The 24,288-nt window shown below is 65.6% G+C and carries 20 protein-coding genes; 5 read left to right on the plus strand and 15 right to left on the minus strand.

What is annotated here, in order from left to right; translation table 11 throughout:
- Positions 1 to 152 precede the first annotated feature (152 nt).
- The 13 genes from AA983_RS15015 to AA983_RS13970 form a co-directional block, all read right to left on the minus strand.
- The gene (locus AA983_RS15015; RefSeq protein ID WP_052947163.1) at positions 153 to 974 is read right to left on the minus strand and encodes a hypothetical protein; all 822 of its coding nucleotides are present in this window, start codon (positions 972 to 974) and stop codon (positions 153 to 155) included.
- On the minus strand, positions 971 to 2,788 hold the full coding sequence (locus tag AA983_RS13915; RefSeq protein ID WP_047312916.1) for a type IV secretory system conjugative DNA transfer family protein: 1,818 nt from the start codon (positions 2,786 to 2,788) through the stop codon (positions 971 to 973). Before AA983_RS13915 ends, AA983_RS15015 begins: the two co-directional genes overlap by 4 nt.
- A 71-nt stretch (positions 2,789 to 2,859) precedes the next feature.
- Entirely contained in the window at positions 2,860 to 4,404 is a 1,545-nt protein-coding gene (locus AA983_RS13920) for a hypothetical protein (RefSeq protein WP_082128945.1), read from the minus strand.
- 96 nt (positions 4,405 to 4,500) lie between these two features.
- Positions 4,501 to 6,018, minus strand: coding sequence for an SCO6880 family protein (locus tag AA983_RS13925; RefSeq protein ID WP_047312917.1), 1,518 nt, complete (start codon positions 6,016 to 6,018; stop codon positions 4,501 to 4,503).
- Between the two features lie 19 nt (positions 6,019 to 6,037).
- Positions 6,038 to 7,552 carry a hypothetical protein gene (locus tag AA983_RS13930; RefSeq protein ID WP_047312918.1) on the minus strand — a complete coding sequence of 505 codons (1,515 nt, stop codon included), beginning with the start codon at positions 7,550 to 7,552 and terminating at the stop codon, positions 6,038 to 6,040.
- A gap of 38 nt (positions 7,553 to 7,590) precedes the next feature.
- Entirely contained in the window at positions 7,591 to 8,361 is a 771-nt protein-coding gene (locus AA983_RS13935) for a hypothetical protein (protein ID WP_156170442.1), read from the minus strand.
- 84 nt (positions 8,362 to 8,445) lie between these two features.
- A complete protein-coding gene (locus tag AA983_RS13940; RefSeq protein ID WP_047312920.1) occupies positions 8,446 to 8,754 on the minus strand; it encodes a hypothetical protein in 309 nt (102 codons plus the stop codon).
- A 75-nt stretch (positions 8,755 to 8,829) separates the two neighbouring features.
- The gene (locus AA983_RS13945) at positions 8,830 to 9,711 is read right to left on the minus strand and encodes a hypothetical protein (protein WP_156170444.1); all 882 of its coding nucleotides are present in this window, start codon (positions 9,709 to 9,711) and stop codon (positions 8,830 to 8,832) included.
- A gap of 5 nt (positions 9,712 to 9,716) precedes the next feature.
- The gene (locus AA983_RS13950; protein ID WP_047312922.1) at positions 9,717 to 10,067 is read right to left on the minus strand and encodes a hypothetical protein; all 351 of its coding nucleotides are present in this window, start codon (positions 10,065 to 10,067) and stop codon (positions 9,717 to 9,719) included.
- 14 nt (positions 10,068 to 10,081) lie between these two features.
- Positions 10,082 to 10,507 carry a hypothetical protein gene (locus tag AA983_RS13955; RefSeq protein ID WP_047312923.1) on the minus strand — a complete coding sequence of 142 codons (426 nt, stop codon included), beginning with the start codon at positions 10,505 to 10,507 and terminating at the stop codon, positions 10,082 to 10,084.
- A 217-nt stretch (positions 10,508 to 10,724) separates the two neighbouring features.
- Positions 10,725 to 11,771: a bifunctional lytic transglycosylase/C40 family peptidase gene (locus AA983_RS13960; RefSeq protein ID WP_082128946.1), complete on the minus strand. Its 1,047-nt coding sequence runs from the start codon at positions 11,769 to 11,771 to the stop codon at positions 10,725 to 10,727.
- On the minus strand, positions 11,768 to 12,943 hold the full coding sequence (locus AA983_RS13965) for a hypothetical protein (protein WP_156170446.1): 1,176 nt from the start codon (positions 12,941 to 12,943) through the stop codon (positions 11,768 to 11,770). Before AA983_RS13965 ends, AA983_RS13960 begins: the two co-directional genes overlap by 4 nt.
- A 345-nt stretch (positions 12,944 to 13,288) precedes the next feature.
- On the minus strand, positions 13,289 to 13,675 hold the full coding sequence (locus AA983_RS13970) for a hypothetical protein (RefSeq protein WP_156170448.1): 387 nt from the start codon (positions 13,673 to 13,675) through the stop codon (positions 13,289 to 13,291).
- A 136-nt stretch (positions 13,676 to 13,811) separates the two neighbouring features.
- On the opposite strand from AA983_RS13970, the gene AA983_RS15020 reads away from it, so the two are divergent.
- From AA983_RS15020 to AA983_RS13995, 5 genes are all read left to right on the plus strand, one after another.
- Positions 13,812 to 14,228 (plus strand): helix-turn-helix domain-containing protein, encoded by a 417-nt coding sequence (locus tag AA983_RS15020; protein WP_156170450.1) that lies wholly within the window; start codon positions 13,812 to 13,814, stop codon positions 14,226 to 14,228.
- Positions 14,229 to 14,400: 172 nt separating this feature from the next.
- Positions 14,401 to 14,712, plus strand: coding sequence for a hypothetical protein (locus AA983_RS13980; RefSeq protein ID WP_156170452.1), 312 nt, complete (start codon positions 14,401 to 14,403; stop codon positions 14,710 to 14,712).
- A gap of 149 nt (positions 14,713 to 14,861) precedes the next feature.
- Positions 14,862 to 15,752 carry a hypothetical protein gene (locus AA983_RS13985; protein WP_156170454.1) on the plus strand — a complete coding sequence of 297 codons (891 nt, stop codon included), beginning with the start codon at positions 14,862 to 14,864 and terminating at the stop codon, positions 15,750 to 15,752.
- On the plus strand, positions 15,743 to 16,591 hold the full coding sequence (locus AA983_RS13990; protein ID WP_082128947.1) for an oxygenase MpaB family protein: 849 nt from the start codon (positions 15,743 to 15,745) through the stop codon (positions 16,589 to 16,591). The genes AA983_RS13985 and AA983_RS13990 overlap by 10 nt, the downstream gene beginning before the upstream one ends.
- Before the next feature lie 114 nt (positions 16,592 to 16,705).
- Positions 16,706 to 16,897 (plus strand): hypothetical protein, encoded by a 192-nt coding sequence (locus AA983_RS13995; RefSeq protein ID WP_047312928.1) that lies wholly within the window; start codon positions 16,706 to 16,708, stop codon positions 16,895 to 16,897.
- 1,144 nt (positions 16,898 to 18,041) lie between these two features.
- Here AA983_RS13995 and AA983_RS14005 read toward each other — a convergent pair.
- Positions 18,042 to 18,254 carry a hypothetical protein gene (locus AA983_RS14005; RefSeq protein WP_047312930.1) on the minus strand — a complete coding sequence of 71 codons (213 nt, stop codon included), beginning with the start codon at positions 18,252 to 18,254 and terminating at the stop codon, positions 18,042 to 18,044.
- A gap of 844 nt (positions 18,255 to 19,098) precedes the next feature.
- Positions 19,099 to 24,249 carry a methyltransferase domain-containing protein gene (locus AA983_RS14015; protein WP_197079028.1) on the minus strand — a complete coding sequence of 1,717 codons (5,151 nt, stop codon included), beginning with the start codon at positions 24,247 to 24,249 and terminating at the stop codon, positions 19,099 to 19,101.
- Positions 24,250 to 24,288: the final 39 nt, after the last annotated feature.

Consider the following 24,288-nt stretch of genomic DNA (forward strand, 5'->3'; position numbering starts at 1 on the left):
GAGGATCATCGTCTCGGCCTCGCCGACGCGCTCGGGTCGTCCGGTGAAGTTGCGTGCCTCGAGGTTGATCTTCTGCCTGCGGGCACGCGCCTGGTCTCGGCGGGTTTGGTGATGCAAGGACAGGGCCTGGCGCAGCAGGTCGAGGGTGGTGCTCATGCGTTCTCCTTCGCGTGCGTTTCGTCGTAGAGGGCCTGTAGCTTCTCCGCGACGTGGGCGGGGCGAGGTACCCACAGCCCGTCGGGTGAGTTGGCGAGGATCGCCCACCATGAGCCGCGCCACAGTACGGGCGTGGTGGGGTCTTTCTTCGGGTCTCGCAGCGCGAGGGCTTCGCCGTTGTCGATGGCTGCGTGCACAGCGTCGGCATCCTCTCCCGGAGTGATGTCCTGCATCGCTGCCTCGAGGATCTGGGTGAAGTCGTCCATGTTCGTACCAGGCATGGCGACCTCGCTCTCCTTGTGTTGGCGACCGTCGCAGGTGTTGAAGAACTTGCGTTCCTCGATGCGGCGCATGAGTGGCCAGAACCACCGGTCGTGGAAGGCGATTATTTCGTCGTTGTAGGCACGCGGTTGTTCCTTGAATGTGCTGCGCCAGGCCACGTAGAGGCCGGTCAATTCCTCAACCACGGGAGCATGTTTGAACCAGCACGGGCGGATCAACTGCCGCACCTTGTAGCGGTCGCTCATCCAGTCGACCCACTCGCGCAGTTCGGTGAACAGCGCAACCCGCTCGTAGGGGTCGAGGTAGCGCCAGCACCAAGCCCCGCCGGCAGGCACGTCGGCCAGGTATGTCATGACCTCTTCGAGGGCGGCCTCGGTGCCGCCGACGCGCGACAAGAGCGCGTGCGTCTCATCGAGGAGTTCACGGGCGATCGCGTGCACCTCGTTCGCGTCGGCGTCGCTCACGCCGGCCGGAGCCGAGGACGTGCCGTAGTCGTCGGGCAGCGACTCGTCACCCCAGGCGGGGATGTTGCTCATCGTGTGCCTCCCGCAGTGACTGCGGTGGGGGTGGGCGCATAGTCGATTGAGCCGCACATCTTCTCGAAACGGTTCAAGCTGTCCTTGAACGCCTTGTGGTCAGGGCGCTTCCACCAGGGGGTGATCTTGATGACGGCGTTGCCGACGCTGCGGTAGAGACACAGGGCGGTGAAGTCCTCCATCTGCTGAATCGTGTCGACGGGCATGATGCGTTCCATGCCGGGCTGATCACTCGTGCTGAAGTTGCCGGAGCCGAGCCAACCCGAGCTGCTCGTGGACCGCTGGCGGATCTTGCGGTCACCGATGAGGCGCGAGACGTCCTCAAGGTCGGAGGTCTCGGTGCAGCCGGGCAGGAGCATCTTCATCGACGTCGAACCCCACATGCTGCCGAAGCCTTCCTTACCCCACTTGTCGCGGCCCTGGCTGAACGACTGGATGAACGCGCGCGTGGTCTGGCCTCGTCCGCCGCCGTCGGACAGCAGCGTTGGCATGGACGGGATCGGCGCAGCGTTCGCGGCCTCGTCGAGGATGAACGACTGCGGGGGCGTGATCTTGAGGCCCGGCTGACGCTGGGAGAACAGACGCCCCTCACGCACGACGGCGGCGACGAACGCGGTCACCAGCGGCGCCGTGCTGACGCCCTCCCCTCCGAGTGTCACGAGGTAGAGCGTGTCCTTGTTGCGTCGCACGAACCTGGCGACGTCGAAGCACTCTCGGTCGAGGCCGTGGCTGTAGCGTCCCGAACCGCTGGGCGGGCACACCATCTCCAGTACCTCAGGGTTGGATAGGCACTCGAGGGCGCCGGCGAGCGTCATCGACGTCGACGCGGTCGTCTGGGAGGCTTCCCCCGTCGTGGCGCGTCGCAGGCGTTCGGCCCATCCGGGCAGCGCCCGCGCGTTGTTCGAGAGGATCTCGCGTGGCTCGTCGTTGCTGAAGTCATTGGCCCAGTCGCGCACTTCGCGCATGGTGGAACCGTTGATGGCTGCGGCGTGCAGCAGGCACGACAGCACGATCGCGGCCTGGCCACGGAAGAACGCGGAGTTGCCGCCCTCACCCTTGGACTCGGGTGACGCGGCGATCGCGGCGCGGGCGCGGTCCTGCGCGACGTCCGCGTCCTCACAGCCCGCGACCATGTTCCAGCGGCACAACCGAGGCCACCCGCTGATGCGATCGACGTCGAAGACGTGCACCTCGCGGTCATCGCTCGGGTCGTCGGGGTTGTGGCGGGTGAAGATGGTCAACCCCATGAGGTCGACCTTGGTGCTCGAGGCGACGACGGCGCCGGGTGCGTCTTTGACACCCGGCGCGGCGAGGCCGGTCGTCTTACCGGACTGCTGAGGGGCGATGACGACCATGGCATCGTTCGGTCGCGGTCGCAAGGGCACGCCCAGGTAGGTGCCGACGGGCGCCATGGGGGACTTGTCCTGCTTCATCGCTTTCTTCAGCCGGGCGCGCGTGAGCATCCCGTAGTTCTCGCGGCGCGCGAGGACCGCGACCACGACGACGACGACGACCATGAGGGCCAGGCACTCGAGCGCGCCGACGGTCATCCAGTACCCGACCGGACCGGGAACAGCGCCCGCGACCGATGGCGGGTAGGCCCTGCTGGGTTCCTTCGCGTGAAGAACGAGCTGCGGCAGCGTCTTGATGACTTGCCCGTTCGGCCACGCCCACGTCCCGGCATTCCAGAGTCCAGCAATCGCGCCGCCGACCGGGACGAGCATGATCAGCGAGCAGAACCCGATGAGCAGGCCGAGTAGTGCAAGCTCGCGCCCGCCGGCACCTTGCTCTTGACTGTGGATCTGACGTGCCATGACGAACCTCCAATGTGCTCAGGCCTTCGGGGTGATTCCAGTGGAATCACCCCGGTGAACCGACGTGATGGTCAAGCGACGGCGTCGTCGCCGTACTCGGTTTGCTCGTTCGTGTTGAACAGGACGCGCTTCTCGTACTCCGTCAGCACCGTCTGAACGCGGAAGGAGTGATCTCCCACGCGCCATAGGGCGCGGCCCTGGTTCCGGTTGCACCAGTTCGAGATCGCGCGCGACTCCTGATCCGACAGGCCCCACTGCGCGGCGGTCTGGTCTGCGATAGAACTCGAGTGGCCGAGGCTGATCTTCGTGTCGCACAGGGACCAGAAGTCCTGCGCGATGCTGGCCTCTTCACTGTTGGCCCCACCGATGCCCATGAGGTCTCCGGGCTTGTGCATGATCAGCATCTCGACCTTCTTCTCGTCTCGTGAGAGGCGGAGGTTCGAGTCGAGTGACTTGATGGCGCTCACCCCTAGACGCATGACGCGCCATACCTCGTCGCGCGGGATGATCGTCGGCTGTCCTGTTGTGTTGATGGACGTCATAGCTGTCACCCACGAATTGGCGCAGGTCAACGCGACACCGATCACCTGATCGTTGGCGAGTTCCTTCAAGCGACGCATCGACAGCGAGTGCATGGGTGCGTCCCAGTTGATTTGGATCGTGGTGCGCGCATCGAACATGCCCTTCAGGGAGCCGTTGACGAGAACGCTGAGAGCGGAACTCATGGGCCGCATGTCAGCGAAGTAGTCGCTGCGCTTCTCATAGTTGAGGCGACGCAGGAGGCTCTCGCTCGGGTTATGCGCCAGATGCCACACCTCGGGGATGATGATGTCGGGCAGAGTGTGGACACCTCCCCCCCCATCGGCCGCGCCGGTCAGTTCGTCGACGATCGCCGCCAGCGCTTCTTGCAGTGTCGTCGTGACGTTGACCTTCTGCGCGCCGACGAGGCCCTCGAGCAACGTGAGCCACCGTGCTCGGATATCGACCCACCGTTCATCGCGGGTGGTCTGCGACAGTTTTTCCCACCCGTGTCCCAGGGGGCCGGGGTCGAGGGGGTTGATGCGTGCGTGCATGCCGGGGCCAACTTCCCAGGGCTCTTGACCCCACTCGCGGCACAGGTCAGCCCACTCGTTCTTCAGGTCTCCGGGCACGAAGGCCCGTCCGCCGTGACGCAGCATTCGACGCACGAGCGCCTTGCCCGTCCCGGACTTGCCGCGCCCGGGAGCTCCCTGCAGGAGCAGGTTGGGGTTCGTGACGATGCCTCGCTGGACCCACTGCCACGGATCGACGTAGAAGCCGGTTCCCGTGCTCGCGACGTACCCCAAGGCCGCTCCGGACTTCGGGAGTTGTGTGGACGTCAGGAACGGAAAGACACCGCCGATCTGGTCGGTCGTGGCCCGGTAGACGCGCCCGCGAGGAGTGCTGACTGCCTGCCAGCCGAAGCCGGGGCGAAAGACCCCGTGCTGGCCAGCGGTGAGGCGGAAGTCAGCGTCCTTGTCCTTGGGTGGTGCGGGTGCTTCGGGCTCGGCGCTGGGAAAGCTCACACCCTGCTCCGCGAACGCCTCCGCGAACGATTGCCCGGCGCTGACCTGCTTGTCTCGCTTCAGAATGCTCATGCGTTCCTCCTGACGTTCACGATGGTGGGGGTGGTGTCTGGTGCTTGCTCCGGAACCTCTCTTGCGCCCGTCGACCAGGTGCGCTCCTCTGTCATCTCACTTGCCCTTTCGTTTGGGCATGCCGACGGCGACGGGCAGCACGCCGGAGATGAATCCGAGCGGCTGCGCGAGATCAAGCCGCATGAGTTCGAACTTGCGTCGGCGGGCTGAGGCCTCCATGAGCGCCATGCCCGTCTCGATCGACATGGAGACGGGGACCGTCACCACGGCCACGCCCGTTACGCGCGTCAGGGTGTGCCCCGCTGCGAGGACCTCTTCGGTGTTGGCCGTCTGACGGCGCAGCTTGCGTGAGCGCGCTCCCACCCGGAACCCGCGCTTCTCCTTCAGCTCCGACTGAAGGAACGCGTTGGTCGACTGTGCTTCCGCTGCGCGGGTGGCGCTCTTGTCGTCGTAGGGCTCGTAGTGCAACGCCAGCGCGCGCCGCTCCCCCATCGCGCCTGGCGTCAGGAGCGGTCCGAGTGAGCCGACGCGGGTGCCTAGCTCGGGCAGAATGAGGCTGTATGCCGCCGAGTGGAATCCGTCGTGGCTGTAGTAGCGCGCATGGGGACTCGGCGCGGCCGACGGCCCAGCGGCCGCTGGGTGGACGTCGGTGAACGCGTCGTGCCCCTGAGCCTTGGCTGTGCGCGCGACCTGCAAGGCGCTCACGGCGGCGGGGTTGAACCCTGTGCGGATGACGGCGGCGACTTCACCCTTGCCGAGCCAGATGACGGAGTCGCAGCCCATACCCGTCAGGAGGCTCGTCATCTCGGGCAACGCGCGGTACATGACGGCCATGCGGCCAGCGATTCCGCGACCCGAGTTTCGAGCCTCAGCTGCGATGTCGTCCTCCTGGAAGCGCAGCGCGACGTAGACCTCATGGGAGATCGACTGGGAGAGGACGGACTGCTCGATAGCGTCTGCGTCACGTGCTGCCTGCTCGGGGACGTCCTTGGGAAGGTGCTCTCGACGCCACGCTGCGCGCTCGGCGCCGTCGTCGGGCACCGTGCGGACGTAGATAGAGACCCGGTGCGGCAGGGACACCCCGCGTGAGATGGCCGCGAGCATGTCACCGAGCGCATCGGCATAACGGTCCCCTGCATCGGGGTCGGTCAATGACAGGCCGGGATGGGTGACCTTCGCGACCATCACCCAGGCACCGGCTGGGTCCTTCATCACACACAGGCGGCGCATGTCCGATGCTGCATGCGCGGGGCCGTCGAAGACCTCGAAGTGCTGGAGCGCTCCCGGCAGGTCGAACTTGTCGGCGTCCGACGTGCTCAGGGCAGCTCCCGTTGCTCCTGCTTGCCACTCGTCAGCTTTCGTGGCTTTGCCGAGGAGGTGCATCACCGAATGCCCCAGCCACAGCCACATCGGCCGCTCCTTGATGGGTACGGCCATGCACACCACGAGAAGGCCCCAGAAGATCAGGGCACCGAGGAACCACAGCCAGGACTGGGCCTGAAGGAACGCGAGGGCAGGGATGGCCGCCAGGCCCAAGATTGCGAGTTGGGGCAGGCCGAGCAGGCCCAGAAAGCTGATGCGCTCGTTGTGCCAACCGGTGTGCAACGTCGTCATGAGAGTCCTCTTTTCTGAGTCAGATGGTGGTGCCGCCAGGGTTCGACCCCGGGCTGTTGCCGTCGGACGGGCTGTCCGGTTCCATCGCGTGGCCGTAGCCGTGCTCGTAACCGGGCGATCCGCCATCGAAGTCGGCGTCGTCGCTGGGGGCCGGCCCGTAGTCGGGGTGGCCCGGGGGGACGACATCCGGGTCGGCATCGTCGGAGAGAGCGACTTCGCTGCTGCCGCCAGGGCTGCTGCTCGTGCTTGATCCAGACATTCCGCCGTTCGGGCCCGTCATGGCACCTGCGTCCGCGTCTGCCTCCCCTGCCGAAGCGCCGCCTCCGCGACCGCGTCCGCCAGCGTGTCCGGCACCTGCTGCGTCGAGAGACTCGGACGCTTGCGTGGCACCTGATTGGCTCGCGCCGGTGGTGGTTGAGCCGTAGGAGGCGATTGCTGAGCCCATGGCACCCAAGGCCCCGGCGGATGCAGTGGAGAGCGACGAGGTGCTCGAGCCGCCTCCGCCTCCGCCACCACTTCCACCGGAGCTGGCATTGGTGAGTTCGCTGCCACCTTCGGTAGCGACGGCCATGCCCGCGCGTTCGACGGCCCCAGCTCCGTTGTCGCCTTCGCCCTCAGACTGCTGCTTGGCACCCTCGGAGTCGTCACCACCGCCGCCCGACTTGCGCGTGGGCATCGCGGCGCGGAAGTTCGCGCCAGCCACCGTGTTCGGGTCGATGAAGGCGAACAGCTTGAAGAGGAAATACGGCCAGAGCAGGGAAGCTAGCGCCACCAGCCCGCTGACGAACGCCTGCAAGGCTTTGGCGATCATCCCGTCGCCAGCACTGCCTGCTCCTTGGGCCATGCTGTGGCCGATCACCATGGAGATCGCGATGAGTGTCGGCACGAAGATGAGTGCCAGCATCCAGCGCAGCGCGGTCCAGTACCAGCGAGCGAACTTCTCGTGCACGAGGCCTGCGGCGACGATGGGGAATGTGGCAGCGAGAACCTGCATCGCCGAGAGACGGATGACCATCTCGGTGAGCAATCCGAGGGTGAAGGGGATGGCGTTGAACAAGACGACGACGAGCAGGCCGATCCCGGTGAGGCCGTTGAGGGCCTTCTCCCCGAAGTCTGCTTTCTCGCTGAGCCCAGACCACCCTTTCGTCCCGTAGCCCGCTTCGATGATCCCTGTCGCGGTGAGCGAAGCTAGCGAGGAGACACCAGCAAGGATGACCAGTGACGAGCCCGAGAGCAGCATGTACTGGGCTGTTCCCTTGAGTAACGCGAACAGGCTGCGAGAGCCGTTCACCACGGCTAGGCCGATCTGGGCGAATCCCAAGCCGATCGCGAGCATCAGCCCCAGCCACAGCGTGATCGGAAAGACCTTGGCCAGCGGACCGTCAGGCGTGTAGACAATCGTGGGGCGGGTGGTCTGGTCGATGAAGGCGAACACGGCGCTGAGTAGCGGTCCGAAGAAGCCCCACAGAGCTTCAGCGACCTTGTTCAGCACGCCGGTGACGACGTCACCGATATCCGGTAGCCCGAGTCCCATGTCGGTCCTCCTTTCGTTCGTGCGGGGTAGGTGGCTCGTTACTCAGGGACGTTGCTGAGGTCTCTGAACCCTGCGCGGTAGCTGAGTTCGCTGCGTGGCCAGGTCAAGGGCGCGCGGGCTGGGGTGGCGCCAGCGGCGATCATCCAGCGGTCGCCTTTGTCGTCCCACCTCATTCGTGCGCAGTCCCAGACGGCCACACGGTTGGACTCCGACTTGTAGGTGTAGGTCAGCTGTCCGTTGACGCACACCACGGTGAAGTTGTTTCCGACGGATCCCTTGATGAGGCCCTGGACGGGGACGAATTGGGCTCGCATCCGAGTGGGGTCGGTGTCCGGGCTGTCCGTGTAGTAGCGCATGACCGTCTTGGTCGGGTTCCAGTCCTCGAGGGGAACTGCTCCAGGCATCGCGAATGCCATGTAGGCGTTGCGTCCAGCCTGGGTGTCGAGGTTGGTGTAGGCGGCTTGGTTCAACGCGGCCAGCTGGGCTACGGCACCTTCGGGAGTGTGTGTGAAGCCGGTGCGGACTCCCGCGTCGGTCTTCTTGCCTGAGGGCAGGTTGAGTCCTGGTGTCGTGGCCTGAACTTCGGGCTTGGGCTTGAAGTTGCTGGGGTCGAGGTTCGAGGAGTCGCCCTCGGGCATGGGCTGGTTGGCGATCGCGTTCTCTCGCTCTCGCTGAGACGCTCCAGCAGGGAGGCTGGACGTCGGGGGCGGTGTGGGAGCCGACGAAGCCGAACGGCTGGTGGGCGAGTGCTCACTGCCGGTCATCTTCGCGACTCCCACACCGATACCCGCGAGCAGGATGATCGCCACGCCAGCGATAGCGACCCAGGCTGCCCAGACGGGCAGCGGACCGCGATCAGCTTTGGTCTTACGTCGCAGGCGCGGCATCGAAGATCAGCCCGTGAATCCGCTGATGAATCCGAACCAGGCCGTCCACACGATCGCCGCAATGACCGCGACGATCAGGATGCCCACGCCGACGGAGGCCGACTTGTGGTGGCCGAGGACCTTGCCGCCGATGAGGGCGCCCACGCCGCAGAGGCCGCCGATGACGATGAGGAACAGGGTTCCCCACTTGACGTAGGCCATGATCTCGCTGGCCTGCTTCTCGGTGCCGGGCGGAGCCTTGGGCTTGGGGTTCGGGATGGGGTTGGCTGCCAGCAGGTCGTTGGTGTGCTGCAGGAGCTGGATCGTGGTGCTCATGGTGTGTCTCCTTCGTGGTGCGGGGTTTGGGGATGGATACCCGTCATCTCTGGATCGAGTGAGATGGCGGGGGCTCTAGGGGCGGGCCTTGCGCCAGCGGCGCGACCTCGTCTCGGGGAGGGGGAGGCCGCAGGCGCTAGCCACGAGTTCGTGGCCCAATCGCGCCCAGATCCCTGCCGGGCCCGTGAGGGCCGCGTCGGCAGCGGGCAAGCCGCGCTGCGCGAGTTCCGGCAGGTAATCGAGCTGACGTGCTGAACTCATCGCCTGCTGCATGAAATGCGTGCCACCTACTGGCGTGGTGGCGGGCCCGACGAGGACGATGTCGTCGATCGGCGCCCACTCGCGTGAGACCCATTCGCTCAGCAGTGCCTCGCAGCGCAGCTGTGTGGACGCGTTGGACGGCAGCACGAGAACGACATGAGAGCCGATCGCGGTGTCACCCGTGAGCCACGTCGCGGCCGCGTCGTCGCTCAGGGCTTCTTCGGCACTCAACCCGAGATCGACGATCTGCGTCGGCGCTGTCGAAGACGGCCACAGGTCACCCTCATCGACGCGAGTGTCCATTCGTCCGTCGACGTAGGTGGTCACGATCCGCCCGGAACGGGCCGGTACGAGCCTCGTGTGCGGGTCGATCCCTGTGGCCAGCCCTGTCGAGCCGCCGATCATGCGCAGCGTGGAGCGGCGCGGCGCGGCGGCGTCCGTCACGGTGATGTCGTCCTGACCGGCGGTCATCCGCGCAGCCGCGGAGGCGATGGACCACGCCACGGTGGAGGCCCCCACACCCGGAAGGCCACCGACAACGAGGAAGCGAGTGATTCCAGTGGAATCACGCTGGCCGTCAGCGACGTTTTCGGCGGCATCGCCACCCGGTGCTTCGACCTGCTGGTCGGTGAAGAACTCCTCGAGGGGCGAGCCCTCGACCTCGCCGGCATCTGCCCATGTGGGGCGATCGGTCATGGTGGTCATCCCTTCACCTGCGGCATCGGAAGCCCGGTCACGAGCGCAACGAGCGCCCAGGCGGTGAAGAACAGGTAGAGGGCGCCCAGGAGCAACAGGGCGGCGGTCACGGCCCAGCGCACCTGCCACATCACGCCGCTCACCCCCCAGCGGCGACCCAGGGAGAACGGGAGGGCCACGTAGTGCGCGAAACGCTGCAGCCGCGTCGCAGCTGCGGGGGCGGGCGCAAAACGTGACTGGAAGGGCCAGCAGAACAGCACAAACCACAGACCTCGAGGGCGTCGCTGGATGCCGCCGATCACTGGGCCCGTCTTGGCCGTCACGGGAGTCTTTTCGGAACTGGTGCGGTAGAACATCAGACGCTCTCCCTTCACTCGTAGGTGCTGTCGGAACTGACGACCTGCCAGTCGCTTGAGGCGTTAGCGCGGTGCAGGTGCATGAACACGCTCGACTTCTGCGGGTCAGCCTTCGCGCCGTGTGTCGTGACGGTCACCTCGTAGGTGAGGTAGGCGTCAGTGGGGGTGCTCGGCAGCGGGTCGTTGGACGGCACGAGGGTGACCTTCGCGCTCGTGTACCCCTTCGCCGCCTCCATCGCGTTCCACGCAGCGCCAGGTGCGGCAACGGACTGCTGACGCAGCGTCGCCGCGTAGGACGACGACGCCAGGACGGCCGCGCGGTCGGCAGCGTTCCAGGGGCTCGTGTCGATCTTCGTGTCGCTGGTGTTGAGTGCCACGAGAAAGGCCTTCCCGACGGCTTCCGCATCCGCGCGCTTCACGGACGAGATCGGCGTCGCCACTCCGCGAGGGTTCGGCTTCGTCGTCCCCGTTGGAATCGGACTGGGCGAGTACATGGACGTTGACGTCGCCGAACTCGACGCCGCTGGTTCCTGCGACGACGACCTGCCGTCACCTTGTGAGCAAGCGGAAACACTCAGCGCCAGGCACGCGCACGCCAGTGCTGTCGTCGTTGACCTTGTGAGCTTCATAGCTTTGTTCCTCGTTCCTCTCGGGCTTCTACTTGACCCACGGTGGCCGCGCCGCGTTGACGGGGTGGCCCCAGATGGGGCCGACCTTCAAATTCGTTGTCGATTGCTGGGCCTCGACGATCTTCCCGTTGCCCCAATAGATCGCGACGTGCGTGGCAGGGCTGCCCCAAAACAGCAGGTCACCCGGTTTGAGGGAGTTCACGTCCACAGGCACCCGCCAGGAGGCGGTGTAGCTCTGCTGCTGCGCTGCGGTGCGCGGAAGCATGACCTTCCCGCCGCTGCCGACGTACGTCGCCATCCGCGTCAACCCCGAGCAGTCATAGCCCGGGCCGCGCCCATCGACGCGGTCCCTACCCGAAGGGCTAGTCGGCGTGCCGCCGCCCCACACGTAGGGCAGACCCACGGCGCTGTTCGCCGCAGCGAGGATCGGTTTCGCTTTGCCGCTGACGCCCGCCGGCGCGCCCCCGGCCGACACGCTCGAAGCGTTGACGCCGCCGTACGCGGCGATCGCCGTCTTCGGAATGATCTGGACGTACTTTTGCGTCTCGGGGAAAGCAGGCACACCGCGCGCTTTCAGGACGGCACCCCACCCGGCGTTGTACCCGGCGAGCATCAACTGTGTGATGTCACCGCTGACCTTGTGTGAGGCCAATGCCGCACTTGCCTGTCCAGCCAGCTCACACATGAACTTGCCCTGCGCCATGATCGCGTCCGGGGCCTCCCACGGGGAGGCCTTACCGTTACCGTTCGCGTCCACCGCGTAGGCGGGCCACGAATCAGGCATGAACTGCGCAATACCCATCGCGCCGACACCGCTACGAGCCTTCTCATTGAACTTTGACTCGTGATATAGCTGCGCGGCGAGCAGGGGTGGCTTGACCTGGGGGCAGATCGAACCCGCCTTGTTGATCCACGACACGTACTGCGCCGGGACCGAACCGTCCTTTAGGGAGCCACCCATACCGGTGCCGCCGTCGAAGTTGCTCGGGCTTTCGCAGGCGCTAGCAGCGAGGGTGAGTGCCGCAGCGACCACCATCCCTCGTGTCCGCTGCGTCGCACGAAAGCCCGCCTTCATGCCGAGTACCGATCCGCGATGAGCGCGGCGATTTCCGCGAACGCCTCACGGGTGCGGGGATTCATCCGCTCCAGGTGCACCTTCGCGCCATCGGCCAGGTGCTGATCAGCAGGCACCTTCACCACAGGCTGACCCTCGAACATGGCGAGGACAGCCTTCTTATCGACCTCGCGGGAGACAAGATCACGCTCGGTCAACGCCACAATCGCGCTATCCGCGAGACGATCGAAACCGTTGCTACGCAGCCACACCAACGTCTCGTACGCCCGCTTCGCCCCCGTGATGGAGTACGCCGCTGGCACGACGAGAGTGTCGGTGCGCGCCAGGATGCCCGGCATGATCGGGTGCGTGATGCCCGTGCCCGCATCGACGTGGATCGAGGAGTAGTAGCTCGACAGGATCTCGATGACCGCGTTGAACTGAGCCGACGTCAACGACTCACCGAGCTTCGGGTCAGGCTCTCCCGGAAGCACTGTCAACCGGCCTTCGGACTCCAGGAACGCCGACAACTGCCCGATGCTGTGCACGTGTTCGACCTGCTCGGCCAACGCGTTCACACCCGACAGTCCCTCACGCCCCGTCACGCGCTCAGCGAGGTCACCCGCGTCCGGGTTGAAGTCGCCTGCAACGACCGCCTCCGGGCGGTACTGCGCCGCCGTCAGCGCGGTGCCGATGCACGTTGTCGTCTTCGTGATCCCACCCTTGAGGCACAAGTACGTCGTGACGTGCGCACCCCTCAGCGGACGCTGGATTCGCGCCATCCGCTCCTGCTCCCGCACTTGCGCCCTCGAGGGGCCAAGGTTCACCAACCCACCGGTCATCGCGTGAACCCACCGCCGCGGACCCGACGTCGGCTCAAGAGGCCGTGCCCGCAGCAACTGGGGACTGGAGACGTTCCCTGAAGGCGTGCGCTCACCCACCTCGACGAACGGGTTGACCTCAGCGCGCAACACCTCTCCCCCGAGGGACTCCACGACGTCCCTGTACTCGTCCTCGAAGAACTGAACCTCTCCGGCGTCTCGTGCCGCCGGCTCGGAGACGCGACCCGGCAACGGGTGACGCTGAACCTCTGTCTCAGCCGGTGCCGATGACGGGGTGAGTCCATTGGACTCACTGCGCACGGATTCCTTGCCAGGGCGCGCCTTCTTCTCGCGGAACGGCGACTCACTCACAACAACCTCCAGAAACGTGATGGGGGGTGGTGGCCAAGCGGTACGCCTGACCACCACCGTTCTTGGCCTGGACCGCTGCGTACGCGGGAAACGACGGCACACGGGAAAGGCGAACTTCTTCGCCGACCAGGGCCAAGCAAGCACCAGCACTCCAGGTGCTGGAAAAGATGTGGGTCGGACACACGCGCCATGGCCGACCCACCCCGCTCACCAGTCGGCGCTCACACGTATGGGCACACGCGGAACCGATGAAGTGACTGGAAGCGGGAGAATTTGAAGGCGTCTCACGAGCCACTCCCCGGGCGGGAATGGCTCGCCGAACACCTGTGGGAGCAGGTATGAGCCTCATGCCCAACCTCCAGCTCGCCGTGCCTGCAAAGACGCCTGCCACGTGACGGTCTCTTGGCACTCGATCTGGGCGGCGATGCTGCCCGCGTGAGAGGCGTAAAGCGAGAATCGCGCGGCCAAAGAGTCGAGGGTGATACGCCCTGCGCTCAGCTCCTTCGAGAGGCTGCGCATTTGGGTAGCAACACCCGAAATGGCACTGAGCAGGGTCTCGCGATTCCCCCCGGTCAAAACGATGCGCGACGGTGACGCGCACCATGTGACAGTGCCGGTTCGAGCCAGCACCTCGGCCAATCCCATGCCCATGACAGAGGCTGCGATCTGCGGGGAGGCCTGGGACCACAGCTTGATCTGGAGCACTTCAAGTGCCTGATCACGTTCGCTCATAGTGGAAACCATCCGCCCTTTGTTTGCTGTAGCAATCTAGCAAACAAAATAGTGCTTTCGTTGGCTGTGCGCAACCCCTTCGAGGCTGCGTCTTGCGGAGGTAGTGATGGGTGACCACCCGCTACACTGGCGGGCCATGGACACCTTTGCTGATCGTCTCCGGGCGCTTCATGAGCGTGTCCTGGACCCCTCGACCGGCAAGCCCTACACCTACCGCTCGATGGCGCACGTTCTTCATGAGCGCGGCGCCGACGTCAGCGCGTCCTACCTGTCTCAACTCTTCACCGGAAATCGGAGGCAGCCGAGCTTCGCGACTGTCCGTGCTCTGGCCAACTTTTACGGGGTCTCGCTCGCATACTTCGATCTGGATGACCACGAGACGCCGCGCGCCGTGCTCCAACAGCTAGACACGCTGTTGCTCGCTCAAGATCGACGCTTTCAGCGGATGATGGCCCGTGGCTCCACGGAGACGGATCGGCAGGCGCTCATCAGTGCGCTCCTCGAGGCCATTGATGAGGCCAATAGGGATAATGATGCTCGGGAAGCTCCGTAAGCAGCGCCGTGGGGTGCGCCCTGCAGATCTTTGTCCCGCTGACGGGTCCACCGCCACGCTCCTGCAGAAGGCCGCCGCTGTGACCGGGAGGCCGATCACAGTGATTGAAAAGCCTCTTCCGAGTGGCGGGCCTTCTGGGGTGTGGGTTTGGCTCCCAGACAAGGACCTTGTGGTGCTTGACACGCAGGGAACCTTGATGAGACGTGACGCAGCGTTGTGCCACGAAATTGGGCATATCGTGCTGGGCCACTCTCCAAGCGAGGGAGACACTGCAGCTCTCTTCCCCGATCTCGACCCTGCTCTCGTCGCCGCCCTCCTGGGTGACTCAGCCGAGGACAGATCCGGTGGTCAGGCCATGATGTTCCGCTGCACCTATGAGGATCGGCAGGAGCTGGAGGCCGAGCGCTTTGCTACCGAGTTGCTAAGCGCCCTCATCGATTCACGTAACACTGCCATCTCGCACGCCTACAACCGCTTCCGGTGAGACATTTCGCTGTCCTGGTGTGCTGGGCCGCCTGCGCCGCACGCTTGTGGCTGACCTTCGTGCGAGGACCCAGGCCGATTTGGCGTGTCTCTCTGACGCTCTCTCTGACCTTCGTCACCCTTGGAGCCACAGTCCGCTACGAGCCTTGGTTGGTTCTCAACATCCCTGGGTTTGCCGAGGCTGCGTCCTACTTCTGGCTCTTGCTGGGAGTGGGCATGGTGAACGTCTACGTGGACTCCCTTGAGCAGGCCGCTCCGTCGTGGAGGCGGTCACGACGACACATCGTGACCGGGGTGTGCCTAGCGCTCCTCGTTGTTGTTTCCTGGCTCTACATTCCAGACAAGATGGATTCTGCAGGTCTGGCGGTTGCCCCGATGTCTCTCCCACTCGCGGTATTTATCCTCACCGCAGACGTTTCCCTGGCGGTGACGCTCGGTCGTATCAGTCGGTACTGCCTCCGCCAAATTCGGGATGTATCACGGCTTCCGGCTCCCGGTGAGCGCAGCGGCCTCGCTCTTATCGGCCTCTTTTGCGGCACGGGAATGCTCAGCTTCGCCACCTCTTCACTTGATGCCATCGTGAGACTCCCCACCGGAGCAGCTCGCTCCCCCCACAACCCGTTGACGATCGCTACCCCGATCATCAACGCGACCAGCCTGTGCGGTCTGGCAATCGGTCTTTTCATTCTTCTCGCGGGCCCCACCCTCGCCGTGCGCGGCCAGCGGAGGCAGGCCGCTCTGGTACGCCCATTCTGGGAGTTTCTTGTTCGACGGCATCCGGAGGTCCATCTCGAGGGGTCTCAGCGTGGCCTAACCCGAATGAGGATGGAGGTGCATGACGCACTCTCCCTTTGCTATCTCCCGCGGACGACGCCGGCCACGCCGGAGGCGATCGTCCGAGGCATCATCGCGGGGCCTGAGCGACCCCTAGGGCCGGACTCCGCCGTTTCGGCGGCTCACCTCGTCACGGTGGGGCACCTCACCGAAGCTGACCTTGCTATGGCCTACAACGCCGCGACAGAGGAGATCTCATGCATGTGACCCGGCAAAAGCGGATCGAGGCATTGCACGCCCTGGCGGCTGCTGGCCGCTGGGAGGACGTCTATCGCCAGCATGTTCTGTTCGAGTTCCCCCACGAAATGCGGATGGGTTTCCAGCTCGCCTTTCTTCGCCCCTTCTGCGACCCAGAGATGGCGCACGTCCTAGTGGCGGCGGGCAGGATTGCGCACAGTGCTCAACGACGCGCCTATGACACTGGAATCGTCATCCACGAGATCATCGCGGATGGAACGGATGGTGCGCGCGCTCGGCAGATGATCGCCCACATGAACCGCCAGCACCACCACTACCCAGCTATCACGCCCGAGCAGATGACCTATGTCCTAGCCGCTTTCGTTGCGGCGCCCGGGCGGTACGTCGAGCGTGAGGGTTGGCGCCCAATGCTCGACGTAGAGCGGCAAGCTGCTAGCCGCTTTTACGATCGTCTCGGAGAACTGATGGGCATCCGTGACCGCCACACCAGCTACGAACACGCTTGCCAGATCGTCGACGACTACGAAGCGACTAACCTCCGCCCAAACGCTGACACTCTGGAGTTGGGCGACCACTTGCTTCGTGTGCTGCGTGATCGTCTCCCGTGGCCGGTATCCAACGCCTCAGGGCAGATCTTTGCTAGCCAGATCAATGATCCAGCGGTGGCGCACGCGGTGGGCCTTCCCGGTGTGAACGCACCGACCCGGCTGCTCGCTCGCGGCATCAGTGGGGCGCGAAGGATCGTCCTCCCACACCTCCCGGCACCCACGAAGCCAGCCTTCGTCCCCGGACAGCCTGCAGGGCCTTACACGCGGGGCTACAACCTCTCTCAGATCGAGAAGCCTTGAACGCTCGCGCCACGCGCAAACAAGATGCTCGTAATGTTTGCTAGAGTTGAGTCGTGACACGCTGGATATCCAGCCTCCCTGACCTCGGCGGTCTGAAGTGGAAGGATTTGCCCCATGGCTGATCTGGAGCGCAGTGAGAATCGTGAGGTCATGATCCCGTTTCGAATGTCCAAGGCGCGGCGGATCGAGCTCAAGGAGCGAGCAGCAGCCCAGGACACGACGGTGCAGGCACTGATTGAAAGGGCCCTCTGGGGTGATGAGCTTGCGCTCCCTGAGGAGCAGATGGAACTCCCAATGACAGGTTGATGTGTCGGGGCAATGCCCCGGATACCACGAGAGCCGCCCTGGCAGGGGCGGCTCGTGGTGAAGCAAGTGAGAGGCCAGTTGGCGCTGGTGACTCTCTTATTCGTCTCCGAACCGTGCAAGGAGGAGAGGTGGCTTTGTGCTACCCAGATTAGCAGTACCCGACGCGCCGCGTCACGTCTCGATCGCAGCTCGCCTCGATCAGGTGTTGTTCGAGGCGGGCGCGTGGTTCGCGATTGACGCCGAAAACCGGCGTGTCCCCGGGGTTTCCGTCGCTTCGCTAGAGCAGGGGAAGACCCTCATTGGTTCTGGGCGTGTCGCGACGCTCGTTGGGCGACTACGGGCCGGTTTTGCGGTGTTCGACGTGGACGTCGAGGGCGTCATGGGTGAGGCCATCACGGAGCACCTCGCCGCCTGGTGCCGGGATCACGAGGTGTGGCACGTGGTCCGCCCTTCGGGTGGTAGCTCGGGTCGGCATCACGTGTTCGTGAGCACGCGCAGCGTTGAAGACGATCTGGACGCACTCGTGGCGCATACGCGCACCGCGTGGCGTGTGGGGCGCACGAAGGTCGACTTGCGCCGTGACGTGAGGCCGTTGAGTTGCCCCCACCGCCGTAGCGGACAGACCCCTGCCGTCGCGGGCGACGTGCGAGCGGCGTTGGCTTCCTTGTGGCAGCTGGCCGAGACAATGCCCGCGCCCTTGCCGTCACCGCGCCGCCGAATAGCCCGGACGTCTCAGCCTCGTCGCCCGATGCGCGAGGATGTCGCCGGCGAAATCAGCGGGCGCGAGCATGAGGCGCGTGTGCCACGCCGGAAGCGACCGCACCGTCCCCTCGAGGACAAGTGGGCTACCTATCTTGCGACCGGTCGACGCCCGGCGTGGAAGCGCGCCGATGAACCGGGCGTGGACGCGAGCAACTCGACGTACGAACTCATGTGCACGGCCTCGATGGTGCGTGCTGGCTGGACACACGAGCAGGCGTGGCAGGCCATCAAGGCCGCTCACCCGGACGCGATGAGCCACGCACGAGAGAGTCGCCAGCGGTGGACGCGACTGGTGTGGCGCGATGCCGTGGCCAGTGATGACACCTTCGCCCCGGCTCCAACGATCGACACGGCCGTGTGGGCGGCGACGCAGGAAGCGCGGTCACGACTGCGTGCGTGCGCGTGGCGTCTGCCGGTGCGTCAACGCACGAGCCTGCTCGTGGTCGCTGAGGTCGTGCTGCGGCGCATGGAGACGACGGGCAGCCTTCGTGTGCCCGTACCCGAGCGTGACCTGGTGCTCGACACCACGATCCGGGACCGCACCACGATCCGGCGCTGTCTGCGCCTCCTCGGCCGAGACGTCGGCACTCTTCACCGAGACGGCCTCGACTACTCGAGGAAGAGTGCGACGAGCTTCGAATTTGAGATAGCCCCTGCCCTAGGTGGGGTGTGTGAAATCCCCCCACCTAGTTTTCACACCCCCTTGCCGAACGCGCTACCCCAGCACCTCAGCCTCCACCACTGGCTCACCCTGCGCAGCCTCCACCCTTCCTCCCCCCTCACACCCGAATCCCTCGTCCCCCACCTCCAGCGCGTCCCCTCACCCGAGGCCGCCGTACCCGCCCACGCTCTACGCTCGCAGCGCCAGGTCCTCGCCGAGCTCCAGCGTGCCGGCGTCGCTCACTGTGACGCCGACGGCGGCTGGACTCGCCCCCAAGAGCTCCCTGTGCGCAGCACTCGTCACGACGATCACGCAGAGGCGTCCGCGCAGGTGGCGGAGGAACGCGCGGCATGGCGTACTGGCCACCGCAGCAGGTGGGAAGCGGAGCGTCAGATCGCCCACAAGGAACTGAGAGAGCGTCACAGGCGCTGGTGGGCTGCCCTTGCCCCAGAGCAACGCCGAGCACGTCTTCGTGAACTCTCGGGCCGGTTTGACGCCTCTAGCGTGGCGGAGCAGTCAGCCCTCAAGCTCCAGTTGGTGCACCGTGACGCGCGTCGAGGTATCGACCCTGTCGCTCGCCGAGAGGCGTGGTGGCAGGCCCACTCACCGCAGCAGCGGCAGGAACGTGTCGACGCACGGTTGAGGCGGTGGCAGGCGTTGAGTCATCCCGAGCAGGTCGCGCACGCTCGCGCCTGGAGTGAGCACCGCCGCGTCGGAGCGAATCTGCGGCGCGGCGACGCGGCGGGGTGGGGTGATTCCACTGGAATCACCCCACCGATCACCAACTCATCCCAGGCCCCGAGCGGTCATCGCGCTCGGGCGCGTCATAGCGACGCTGGAAGCGAGAGCCACGCTGTTCATGCTCCGCAGTGGGGGCGTTGAGGCTGCGAAGCTTCTCCAAGGCTTCGGTGAACCCCTGGCGGCCCTGGCCGGTGATCTGCACGGGTTCCTCGGCTTCCACGGTGTACCGCGGCCGAAGGAGCGAACCTTGCTGAGCCTCCACCTCTGTGGTGTCGGAGGCTGTCCCGGCGTCAGACGCCTCCTCACGGGTCTCCTCCTCCCCGCTCAGTTCACATTCGAGGCGTTCGACGCGTTCGCGGGCGGCTTGCAGATCCTCGCTGCGTGTGAAGGGCTTCCCGACCGCAGCGCGGGCGGTCTCGAGGTCCTTCGTGGCTGCCTCTTGTCGCTTCTGGGCCCTTTCGAGGGCGCCGGGCACGGAGGTGACCATGTTCTCCAGGCGAGTGGTCAAGCCGTGGGAGTCATCCTTACCGACGATGGAGTTGAGGTCGTCGCGCAGGAACACGTCGACGCTGAGGCCTTGAAGGCTCAGCACGGCCTTCGTTGAGCCGAGACGCGATTCGACGGTCGCGTCGAAGGTCAGGCCGCCCACCTGGGCGATCCCGGAGACCTTCACCGGCTCACCGGGGTTGGCCCGAGCGATCGCGGCGGTGTTGAGGATCTTCTCGCGCAGTGCCGTTGCAGCCTCGACGCGATCGTCGTACACGCGCCCGTCGTCATCGGTCAGTCGGAACGCGTCGCCCTTCGTCGACGTGATCTGCGAGGCGGCGGCCTCGAGGCGCGGGATACGCACCTGCAGGCTGTCCAACTCGCGTTGCACGGACTCGACGGTTCCGCGAGCGGCGGTCTGGCTGCGCCGATGCGCCTTCTCAAGGTTCTGCAGCTTCGCGAACTCCTGGTCGGCTTGCGCCTTCTCCAACAGGAGTGGATTGCCGGAGGCCAACGCTTTGACCTCGTTGAAGCTGAGCGCCTGATCAGAGCTGATGTCCTCGGCTTCACGCGTCGTCAAGTCGCCGTGCATGACCTGGTCAATGAAGCGGGCCTTCCGCTCGACGGTCTGCCACATGTACGCATCGAAGCTGCCCTCGGTGGCGTAGCGCAGGATCTGCACTTCGGGGTTCTGGTTGCCCTGCCGGATGATGCGCCCTTCCCGCTGCTCGACGTCGGCCGGCCGCCAAGGGCAGTCGAGGTGGTGCAGGGCTGTCGCGCGGGTCTGGATATTCGTGCCGACGCCCATCTTCGCCGTCGAACCGATGAGGACATCGACACCGCCCGTGCGGCACTCCGCGAACAACCGTTCCTTCTTCTGATCGGTGTTCGCGTCGTGCACGAACCGGATACGGTCACGATCCATCCCGAGATCGACGAGGTTGTCGCGCAGCTGCTCGTACGCGTTCCACCCCTCCCCTGGCGTGCCCAGGTCAGAGAACACGATCTGCAGGCCACCGCGACGTGGGTGCTCCTGTCCATCAGCGCCCAGATAGACGTTGTCCTGCGTATTGCGGTGAATTTGGTGAATGCGCGCGGCCGCGACATCGAGTTTGGTCATCACCGGGAACAGCGACTCATCTGCTGCGGGCCGAATGGCCTCGGGCAACATCCGCAAATCGAGCGCTGCTTTACGACCGTCGCCGCTGATCTTGAGCATGTTGTCCTGCTTGAGCGTAACTGCGCGCGCGCGTACGTCCTCCGCCCGATCGGCCAGCTGCTGCATGAACTCGCCCATCTGTGGGGAGGGCTCGACCAGCACTGTCTCCGCGAGCCGTTCCCCGTCCTCGCGAGCGACGAGGTCGGGCACGTTCAGCTGCAGCTCTGCGGACGTCTTCACGTCGGCCGAGACGTGCCACATGCGCAGCAGCTCGGGCAAGTTGTTGAACTTCGCGAACCGCGTCTTGGGGCGGAAACCTCCGCCTTCAGGTGCCATCTCCAATTCGGTCGTCGACTCACCGAATGTGGCCGCCCAGGAGTCGAAGTCGCTGATGCCGGCTGCCTCGAGCAGGTCAGGGCGCAGGTAGCGCTGCATCACGTAGGCCTCGGACATCGTGTTCGCGATCGGGGTCGCTGTGGCACCGGTCAACACGCGCGGATTACGTCCGGCCTCTTCGGCACGTTGGCGCAGGTAGTCGACCTTCATATCCAAGTCTGTAGCCCGCAACGCTCCCTCACTGCCGACGCCCTCGATGTTCGAGACGATGGTGAGGTTCTTGTACAGGTGCAGTTCGTCGACGAGGAGGTAGTCGATGCCGGTCTGCTCGAAGGTCAGGCCGGGGTCCTTCTTCATGTCGAGTTTGGCGTCCATGCGCTCTTCGAGCCGCTCGATGGCGGCTTCCATGCGCTTGGTCGTCATGCTGCGCCCGCCGCTGTCCTGCAGCCGTTCCAGTTGTGCGCGGTAGTCAGCAACCACCCGGTCGCGGTAGTCCGAACGCACGGCGTGGGAGACGTCGAGTGACCCGAATGCCTCCTGGGTCACGATGATGCCGTCCCACTGCCCGGTCGCGGCCTTCGCGATGAACTCTCGGCGACCGTCGCCCTTCAGATCCTCGCTCCCAGCAGCCAGCACGTTCGCTTGCGGGTACAACTCCAGCCACTCGCGGCTCACCTGCTCCAGCATGTGGTTGGGGACGACGACGGCGGGCTTGTTCACCAGCCCGAGCCGGCGAAGCTCGGTCGCCCCCATCACCATCTCGGCCGTTTTGCCCGCACCGACGCCGTGGTACAAGCCGACCGACGGTTCGGAGATCATCCGCGCAACGGCCGTTCGCTGGTGCGGGTGCGGGTTGAACGAGGACACGAGGCCCGGAAGCTGAAGGCGTTCCCCGTCGGGTGTGTAATCGCGCAGGACGTGCGCGTTGAACAGTTCGTTGTACCGCTTCGCCAACCGCAGCGATCGCTCAGGGTCCCCCCAGACCCACTCCCCGAAGGCTTCCTGCATCGCTTCGGCCTTGGCTTTGGCGGCTTCGGTCTCGGTGGCGTTGACGACGCGTCGTTCACCGCCACCGGGCAAGCTCTCGGTGTCCTTGACGATGACAGCCTTCTGCGTCATCAAGCGCTGTGCGAGATCCAACGCGTTCATCCGCTCGGTGCCCCACTCGGACACCGCCTTCTGCGACGTCTTCGAGCCGCCCTCGATGCTCCACATCGAGCCGCCACCGTGCGCAACACTCACCCGGGGGTCATCGAGCGTTTCCTGCAAGAACTGCTCCACGTCCTTTCGCGGAATCCAGATCGCGCCCATGCGAGCGGTGATCTCATCGGGGCCCAGGTCTCGAGGTATCACCGCGCTGAGGGCGTCGATGTTGCTGCTCAACTCGGGGCGCGCTGCGACCTCGGAGCGCGCCGCCGCGAGCTTCTCGCGCACGTTGCCCGAAAGATACTCAGCGGCCGGGACCAGCGTGTCGTCGCGAGGGTCGAGGAACACCATGTCTCCGAGCTGCTCTCGGGCGTCCTCAGCATTGACTCCGAGCAGCGCACTGATCCGAGCAAGGTCCACGCTGCGCTCGGCGTCCCACACCATCGCCAACGCGTCAGCCGGTGAGTCCGCGCGCGTGGGAACGACGCGGGGCGCGATGACACGCCCGTCGAAGATCGCTGCCTTAACGGCCGTTCCCGTCTTCTCGTCGTAAGCCTCCAGCGCCGACACGACGGTGCGGTGCGGGTCCGCGCGGAACGTCTTGACCGCCGCCGGGACACGTCGCGTCACGATCGGATTGCCCCGCTTGTCCAACCGGGACGTCTCGGTGACCTTGACGCGGTTGAGCGGCCCGAAGCGATCGACGTAGGCGTCGTAACGCCGGTTCAGCTGGGAGCGCAGCGCGGCGATGCTCTCGGTGTCTTCGAGACTTGCGGCCTCAGCGTCGAGCAGCCTGACAGCGACGTCGCGCAGACCCACCAGTTCGCGCAGTTCACGACGTTGAGCATCGGGAACCTCCAGCGGTTCACGGATCCCATCAACGACGCGCGTGAACCCGTCGCCGTCGATCGCGATGTGACCGTGGAACGTCGAGATGTCGCCCGTGCGAGCGACCGCTTCGACGACCATCTCCGCGTCAGGCTGTGCCTCGTCCGAGGTGGCCGGCGTCCACGTCAGGCCAGCCTCACGGCCCGCTTGGACCGCCGTCATCACGGCGCGCCCGAAGTCGACCTCCACGTCCCCGTCAGAGCGCACCTCGAGGGTGTGCGCGTTGAACATGCCATGATCCAGCCGCATCTGCCCCAAAACGGCCTCCGGGTGGTCTTCCCACCACTGATTGACCACGGTGGGCACGGTGAGGCCATCACGGTCGGGGAGGTCGATGGTCGTGGTGTGAACCCACGAATCGTCCCCGGGAGTCTCGTCCGGGCCGCGACGTCGCAGCATGACGAGGTCGGTCACAGCCTCCGTGCCCGCCAGCTGGCGATGGGCACCGGTCGGCAACCTCACCGCGCCGATCAGGTCAGCCTGCTCGAACATGGCCCGCCGCGCGATGTCGCTCTGCGCGTCCAGCGTCCAGCGTGAAGTCAGCACGGCGACGACGCCACCAGGGCGGGTCAGCGCGAGGGACTTCAAGATGAAGTGGTTGTGCAGGGAGTGCTTGTCGGCGTTGTGCTTCGGGTCGTGCAAGGCCGTTTTCCCGAAAGGCACGTTGCCGATCACCGCGTCGAACGTCCCATCCGCGAAGGGGCTATCCGCGAAACTCTCCGCGCGTACGCGGGCCTGGGGGTTCAACTGCTGGGCGATCAGGGCTGTGACGGGATCGAGCTCGACGCCGGTAAGGCGGATCTCGTCACTCAGCCGGGAGTCGCCCACCGGTGCGGCCTGGAGGAACTGCCCCGAACCGCACCCCGGCTCGAGGACCTGCCCGCCAGTGAAGCCCATCTGCAGCATCGCTTCCCACATGGGGTCGACGTAGTCGTTCGCCGTGTAGTGAGCGTTGAGGATGGTCCGTCGAGCCGCGTTGTACTCCTGCTGCGTCAGCAGCTCGCGCAGCTGCTCCCGCTCGGACTGGAAGCGCTCATCGCGCGCGTCAAAAACCTGAGGCACAGCACCCCACGAGGTCCACCCCGCGAGCACCTGACGTTCGTCAGCGGTGGCATCGCGCTCGTCAGCCTGCAGCTCCAGAGCGAGCCGCAGCGCCGCGAGGTTGGTCTCCACGCGCCGACGGGCCCCCGCAGGCACGGCCGCACGCACCGG

Origin of the sequence: Dermacoccus sp. PE3 (genome assembly GCF_001021715.1) — a bacterium.
Taxonomy (GTDB): domain Bacteria; phylum Actinomycetota; class Actinomycetes; order Actinomycetales; family Dermatophilaceae; genus Dermacoccus; species Dermacoccus abyssi.